This window comes from Actinosynnema sp. NPDC023658, from assembly GCF_040639995.1.
Classification (GTDB): Bacteria; Actinomycetota; Actinomycetes; order Mycobacteriales; family Pseudonocardiaceae; genus Actinosynnema.
On record NZ_JBFAAX010000314.1, the window covers coordinates 1 to 6727 of the forward strand.

At 73.7% G+C, this 6727-nt stretch carries 6 protein-coding genes; all 6 read right to left on the reverse strand.

All coding sequences use genetic code 11. The features are described from left to right. Nucleotides 1-2735 (reverse strand): hypothetical protein (locus AB0G02_RS24945; protein ID WP_360797940.1); only part of this gene is annotated, 2735 nt, incomplete at its 3' end. 170 nt (nt 2736-2905) lie between these two features. Beyond that, entirely contained in the window at nt 2906-3649 is a 744-nt protein-coding gene (locus AB0G02_RS24950) for a pseudouridine synthase (protein WP_360797942.1), read from the reverse strand. Further along, nucleotides 3642-4409 (reverse strand): SMC-Scp complex subunit ScpB, encoded by a 768-nt coding sequence (gene scpB / locus AB0G02_RS24955; RefSeq protein ID WP_360797944.1) that lies wholly within the window; start codon nt 4407-4409, stop codon nt 3642-3644. Before scpB ends, AB0G02_RS24950 begins: the two co-directional genes overlap by 8 nt. Further along, nucleotides 4406-5233 carry a segregation/condensation protein A gene (locus AB0G02_RS24960; RefSeq protein ID WP_360797950.1) on the reverse strand — a complete coding sequence of 276 codons (828 nt, stop codon included), beginning with the start codon at nt 5231-5233 and terminating at the stop codon, nt 4406-4408. The genes scpB and AB0G02_RS24960 overlap by 4 nt, the downstream gene beginning before the upstream one ends. 95 nt (nt 5234-5328) lie before the next feature. Then, nucleotides 5329-5649, reverse strand: a complete 321-nt coding sequence (locus AB0G02_RS24965; protein ID WP_360797946.1) for a hypothetical protein — start codon at nt 5647-5649, stop codon at nt 5329-5331. Next, a complete protein-coding gene (locus AB0G02_RS24970; protein ID WP_360797948.1) occupies nt 5646-6620 on the reverse strand; it encodes a ParA family protein in 975 nt (324 codons plus the stop codon). The genes AB0G02_RS24965 and AB0G02_RS24970 overlap by 4 nt, the downstream gene beginning before the upstream one ends. Nucleotides 6621-6727: the final 107 nt, after the last annotated feature.

The following is a 6727-nucleotide window of genomic DNA, read 5'->3' on the forward strand; positions in this document are numbered from 1 at the left end:
AGGGCGAGCCCGCCGGCCGCGAACGCCGCCGCGGTGACCGCGCCCAGGTGGCCGTCCAGCGTCGCGATCTCGGCCGGCGCGGCCCGGTCGGTGACGTCCCACAGCCGCGTGGTCCGGTCCTCACCGCCCACGGCCAGCACCCGCCCGGCCGCGTCGAGCGCCAGCGCGTGCACGTCCCCGGTGTGCCGCACGGCACCGTCCTGCCGGGCGGGCCCCAACGCCGGCACGTGCCCCGCGGTGGCAGCCTGCGAGTCGGGGTCCCGCGGGTCGGCCGTCCGCCACAGCCGCACCACCCGGTCCTCCCCCGCCGTGACGAGCACCCGACCGCCGACCCCGACCGCGAGCGCGGTGATCGCGCCGACGCCGTCGACCAGGACACCGGACGCGCCGGTGACCAGGTCGACCGCGTGCACCCGGTCCCCGGACACGACCGCCACCACGTGCCCGGCGAGGAACGCCACCGGCCCGGACGTCCCGGTCGGCGGCAGCGGCACCGGATCGCCGCCGACCAGGTCCCACGCCAGGGCCGAGCTGCCGCCGGTCGCCCCGGCCACGAGGTGCCGGGCGTCGGGCGAGAACGCCAGGGACAGCACCACGCCGGTCGACCGACCGCGCAGCCGGTGCACGAGCTCGGCCCGGCGCGGGTCGGCCACCCGCCACACCGCGACGTCCGACCCGGACGCGCCGGCGAGCCACGTGCCGTCGGCGCTGAACGCCAGCACCGACAGGTCGGCCTGCCCGGTCAGCACGGCGACGTGCCGGGGTCGGTGCGGGTCGCTGATGTCCACCAGCCGCACCTCCTGCGTCCTGGTGTCGTCCACGACGGCCAGCAGCGTGCCGGTCGGGCTGACCGCGCTCGTGCGCACCGCGCCGATCGTGGTCGCGTACGGCTCCGCGAACGCGCCAAGCACCGCGTCCTGCGTCTCCGGCATCGACGCCAACCGGTACGCGGCCAGGGTGAGCTGCAACGACAGCGCCGGGTCGGTGTCGCGCAGCGCGGCGGCCTGGGCGATCACCTTGTGCGCCAACGCGATGTTGCGCTGCTCGGTCGCGGAGCGCTCGGCGCGGAACGCGTACACGATCGCGCTGGAGGTCAACAGCAGCAGCACGGCCATCAGCGACACCAGCTGCCGCAGCCTGCGGGTGCGCCGGTGCTCGGCCGCGCGCACCGCGTCGTCCGCGGTGACACTGGCCTCCAGGAACCGGAGCTCACCCGGGGTGAGCGCGGGCCGGCGGGTGTCGTCCGCCCACTCCCGCACCAGCGCGAGCCGGGTGCCCCGGTAGAGCGCGTCGGGGTCGCGGTCCAGCGCCTCCCAGGTGTGCGCGGCCTCGGTCAGCATCCGCTGCACCCGCAGGCCGGCCCGGTCCTCCGCGATCCAGCCGCGCAGCCGCGGCCAGTTGCGGATCAACGCCTCGTGCGCCAGCTCGACCGTCTCGCGGTCCAGCACCACCAGCCGGGCCTGCGCCAACGCGGTCAGCACCGCCCGGCCGTCGCCCTCGGCGTGGTGGTCGACCTCGGCACGGGCCACCCGCCGCTTGGTGTCCTCGGTGCCCTCACCGACCGCGATCAGCCGCAGGAACACCTGCTTGGCGATCGCCTGCCGCTCCGGGCTCATGCTCGCGTGGACGTGCTCGGCGCTGCGCGCGATCGAGTGCTCGATCCCGCCGACCTCTTCGTAGCCCGCCAGGGTCAACGCGACACCGCGCCGCCGGTGCCACGTCTCCAGCAACGCGTGCGACACCAGCGGCAGCACCGCGGGCTGACCCGCCGCGTCCGCCACCAGCCGCGTGACCAGCGCCGTCTCCACCTTGCAGCCGACCGCGACGGCGGGCGACACGATCGCCTCGCGCAGCTCGTCCGCCGACATGGGCCCGACCAGCACCTGCCCGCCGCGCAGCGCCTCCACCAGCTCGGGGTACCGCCCGCAGTGGCCGAGGAAGTCGGCCCGCACGCCCAGCACCACCCGCGTGCGGCTGGTCGGCGCGGACGCGGCGGCGGTCAGCGCGGAGATGAACGCGGCCCGTTCGGCCGGCTCCCCGCACAGCGTGAAGACCTCCTCGAACTGGTCCACCACGAGCAGCAGGTCGTCGTCGCCCCCGACGAGCGCCTGCCGCACCCGCAGGTGCAGGTTCTCCGGGTAGGCGGCGAACTCTGCGGCGAGCGCCCCGGCGTCCTTGCCGCTGAACGCGGCGATCCGCACCGCCAGCTCCTCCAGCGGCCGGGGGCCGGGCGTGAGCACGACCGCGGGCCGACCGGAGGTCGCCACGAGACCGGCCCGCAGCACCGACGACTTGCCGCAGCCGGACGCGCCGAACACGCCCGCGAACCGGCGTCGCGCGACGAGGCCCACCAGTTCGCGCACCACGCGGTCGCGGCCGAAGAACCGGTCCGCGTCCCGCACCTGGAACGCCGCCAGCCCGGTGTACGGGGCCTCGGTGGTCCGCGCCGGGGTGCGCGGGTTGGCGGCGGCGAGCCGTTCGGCCAGCTCGCGCCAGCGCGACTCCCACGCCACGACGTCACCGCCGCAGGCCCGCACGTACGCCACCGTCACCGCGAGGCTGGGCAGCCGCCGCCCGTTCGCCGCCTCCGACAGGGCCGCCGCCGAGTAGTGCGCGTCCCGGGCGAGCCGCCGGTAGGTGGGGCTGCCCGCGCGCTCCCGCAGGGCGCGCAGGTCGTCGGCGAACTCACCGAGATCACGGCTGTCCGCCCGCAACGGGCTTTCCGGCCTCGCCATCGCGTCGCCCCCTCCGACGAGGGCGATTGTTCAGAAAAGCCTGTTCAGCGTCCACGCGCTGACACTGAACAACCCGACTGCCGTAGGAATGCGGTGGGACCGGGGAGGGTCCCGCAGGGGGGAGGGGCGCTTGGTGGGGCCGGGGCTACCACCTCGCGCCTGCCCCCGGGTCACAGCCCGACGGCCTTGTAGAGCGAGCCGACTTCCTGGCGGTTGAGGACCCGCATCGAGCCGGGGCGCTGGTTGCCCAGGCGCACGTCCCCGACGGCGGTGCGGACCAGGTGCTCCACCGGGTGACCGACGTGGTCGAGCAGGCGGCGCACGATGTGCTTGCGGCCCTCGTGCAGGACCACCTCGACCAGGGCCTTGCCCGGCATCGAGGAGATCATCTTGAACGAGTCGACCTGGATCGGGCCGTCCTCCAGCTCGACACCGGCGCGCAGGCGCTTGCCGAGGTCCTTCGGGATCGGGCCCGGCACCTCGGCCAGGTAGGTCTTGGTGATCTCGTAGGACGGGTGCATCAGCCGGTGCGCCAGGTCGCCGTCGTTGGTCAGCAGCAGCAGGCCCTCGGTGTCGGCGTCCAGCCTGCCGACGTGGAACAGGCGCTCCTTGCGGTTGTGCAGGTAGTCACCGACGCACGGGCGGTGCGCGTCGTCGTGCATCGTGGACAGCACACCGCGGGGCTTGTTGAACGCGATGGTGATCACGTCTTCCTTAAGCACCACGCGCACGCCGTCGACGTGCACGACCGCGGTCTCCGGGTCGATGCGCCGGCCCTGCTCGCGGACCACCTCGCCGTCGACCTGGACGCGGCCGAGTTCGATCAGCTCCTCGGCGACCCGCCGTGAGGCGATGCCCGCCTTGGCGAGCACCTTCTGGAGCCGGATCCCCTCGGGGTGGGCCTGGTCAGACATCGTCGATCGCATCCACTTCGGGCAGCAGGGGAGCGATCGGCGGCAGGTCGCCAAGCGACGACAGCCCCAACCGCTCCAGGAACAGTTCGGTCGTGCGGTAAAGGATGCCACCCGTGTCGGAATCCGTGCCCGTCTCCGCGATCAGGCCGCGGGCGACGAGCGTGCGGATGACCCCGTCGACGTTCACGCCGCGCACCGCCGCGATCCGGGCCCTGGTCACGGGCTGCCGGTAGGCGATGACCGCGAGTGTCTCCAGCGCGGCCCGGGTGAGCTTGGCGCGCTGCCCGTCGAGCAGCAGCTTCTCCACGAATGGCGCGAAGCGGTCCCTCGTGTAGAACCGCCAGCCGTCGCCGATTCTACGCAGGTCGATGCCGCTGCCCTGCTCGGTGTACCGGGCGGCCAGCCGGTGGAGGGCGGCGGTGACCCGCTTCACGGACTGTTCGAGGACTCCGGCGAGCTGCTCCTCCGCGATCGGCGTGTCCACGACGAGCAGGATCGACTCCAGCGCGCCCTCGAACTCGGTGTCGTCGGACAGGTCGGGCAGTCCCCCGGCCTCCTCGTCCGCCACCGGCTCGGGCTCCGGCACCGCCGCGGGCCCGGTCACCTCGGGCGCGGCCTGGTCGGTCACCGGCCCGGTCGGTGCGGCGTCCTCGGCCGGCGCGGCCTGCTCGGTCACCGCCGGCCCTCCGTCGCCGGTCGGCCCGCCGTACCCCACCACCTCGGGCTCGGGTTCGGGGCCGGTCGGTCGGTGGTCGCTCACCCGTACTCCTCGTCCTCGTCGCGGGCCTGCGCCTGCGCCTCCTCGACCGTGCCGCCGACCCACGTGATGCGCAGCTCGCCCAGCGGGTCCGGCTGCTCGAAGGCCAGCGACCGCTCCCGGTACAGCTCCAGCAGCGCCAGGAACCGCGCGACGACCTCCATCGTCTCCGTGCACTCCGCGATCAGCTCCGCGAACGTCGCCGTGCCGGCCTCCGCCAGCCGGGCGCGCAGCATGTCGGCGTGCTCGCGCACCGACACCCGGTGCTGGTGGATGTGCGACGTCGACACCGTGGGCGGCGGTTTGGGCCGGAACACGACCGCGGCGATCTCCGCGAACCGCCGGGCGTCCACGCCGAGCATGACCTCGGGCATCAGCCCCTCGTACCGGACCTCCAACGCCACCGACCGCGGGTAGCGCCGGTACGCGCCCCGCTCCAGCTCCGCGAACAGCGCCGCGACCTGCTTGTACGCCCGGTACTGCAGCAGCCGCGCGAACAGCAGGTCCCGCGCCTCCAGCAGCGCCAGGTCCTCTTCGTCCTCCACGTCGCCCGCGGGCAGCAGGCGGGCGGCCTTGAGGTCGAGCAGGGTCGCCGCGATGACCAGGAACTCGGTCGTCTCGTCCAGGTCCCACTGGTCGCCCAGCGCCCGGATGTAGGCGATGAAGTCGTCGGTGACGGTGTGCAGCGCCACCTCGGTGACGTCGAGCGTGTGCTGCGAGATCAGTTGCAGCAGCAGGTCGAACGGCCCCTCGAAGTTGGTCAGCTTGACCTTGAACCGACCGTCGTCGGGCGGCCCCGCCTCGACCGGCACGGACTCGACCGCCACCGCCTCGACGGGCGCCGGTTCGACGAGGGCCGACTCGACCACCCCCGGCAGGACCGACGCGGGCACTTCGGGTTCGGTCCGGGGTGCGTCACCGCTCACTGCTCGCGCAACCTGCGCACCAGCAGCGAGTCCTCGCCGTGGCCTTCGAGGTCGTCCAGCACGATCGCGATGGCCTCGCGGACCACGCGTCCCCGGTCGACCGCCAGGCCGTGCTCGCCGCGCAACGCCAGCCGCGCGTGCTCCAGCGCCAGCAGCTCCTCGTCCGACACGTACACGGTGATCTTCGTCGAGTGCTTCTGCCGCCCGGTGCCGCGCCGAGGTGTCGTCGACTCCTGCGGGGGCACGTCGGGTGCGGCGGAGCTCGTCGTGAGGCGGAACAGCTCGGACGCGCCCGGCAGTGATGGGCGTCGGGTCACCGGGCGATCACCTCGCGCGCCAGCGCGCGGTACGCCTTCGCGCCCGCCGAGCGCGGAGCCCAGCGGGTGATCGGCTCGCCGGCGACGGTCGTCTCCGGGAACCGGACGGTGCGGTTGATCACCGTGTCGAACACGACGTCCCCGAACGCCTCGACCACGCGCGCCATCACCTCGCGGGAGTGCAGCGTGCGCGGGTCGTACATGGTGGCGAGGATGCCGGTGATCTCCAGCTTCGGGTTCAACCGCTCCCTGACCTTCTCGATGGTGTCTATCAGCAGGGCGACCCCGCGCAGGCTGAAGAACTCGCACTCCAGCGGGATGAGGACGCCGTCAGCCGCCGCGAGGGCGTTGACCGTGAGCAGGCCGAGCGACGGCTGGCAGTCCACCAGCACGTAGTCGTAGTGCTCTATCACCGGCCGCAGCGTGCGGACCAGCGTGTGCTCGCGCCCCACCTCGGACACCAGCTGGATCTCCGCGGCGGACAGGTCGATGTTGCTGGGCAGCAGGTCCATGCCCTCGACCGGGGTGCGCATGATCACGTCCGCGACGCCGACGTTCCGCTCCATGATCACGTTGTAGATCGTCTGGTCGAGCTGGTGCGGGTGCACGCCGAGGCCGACCGACAGCGCGCCCTGCGGGTCGAAGTCGACCAGCAGCACCCGCCTGCCGTACTCGCTCAGCGCCGCGCCGAGGTTGATCGTGGACGTGGTCTTGCCGACCCCGCCCTTCTGGTTGCAGACCGCGAGGATCTTCGCCGGGCCGTGCCGCGCGATCAGCGGCGGGTCCGCGACGAAGCGCAACGGGCGGCCCGTCGGCCCGATGTCGCCCGCGACCTGCTCGGTGGCGTCTTCGTCCGCGGGTGCGGCGTGCGGGGCGAGGCTCAGCTCGACCGAGGCGCGCGGCACACCGGACGGTTGCGGGGGCGGCGGGGGTGCTCCCCACGGCCGGGCCGCGTGTTCCGGTGTCGACATCGCCTTCCCGATTCCTAGTCCTCTGCCTGGGCGCAGCCTAGGCACACCGAGGGCCACCAGCAACGCGCCCCGCCGAAGGACGCGCCGAGAACGATTGCGCGCCCTTC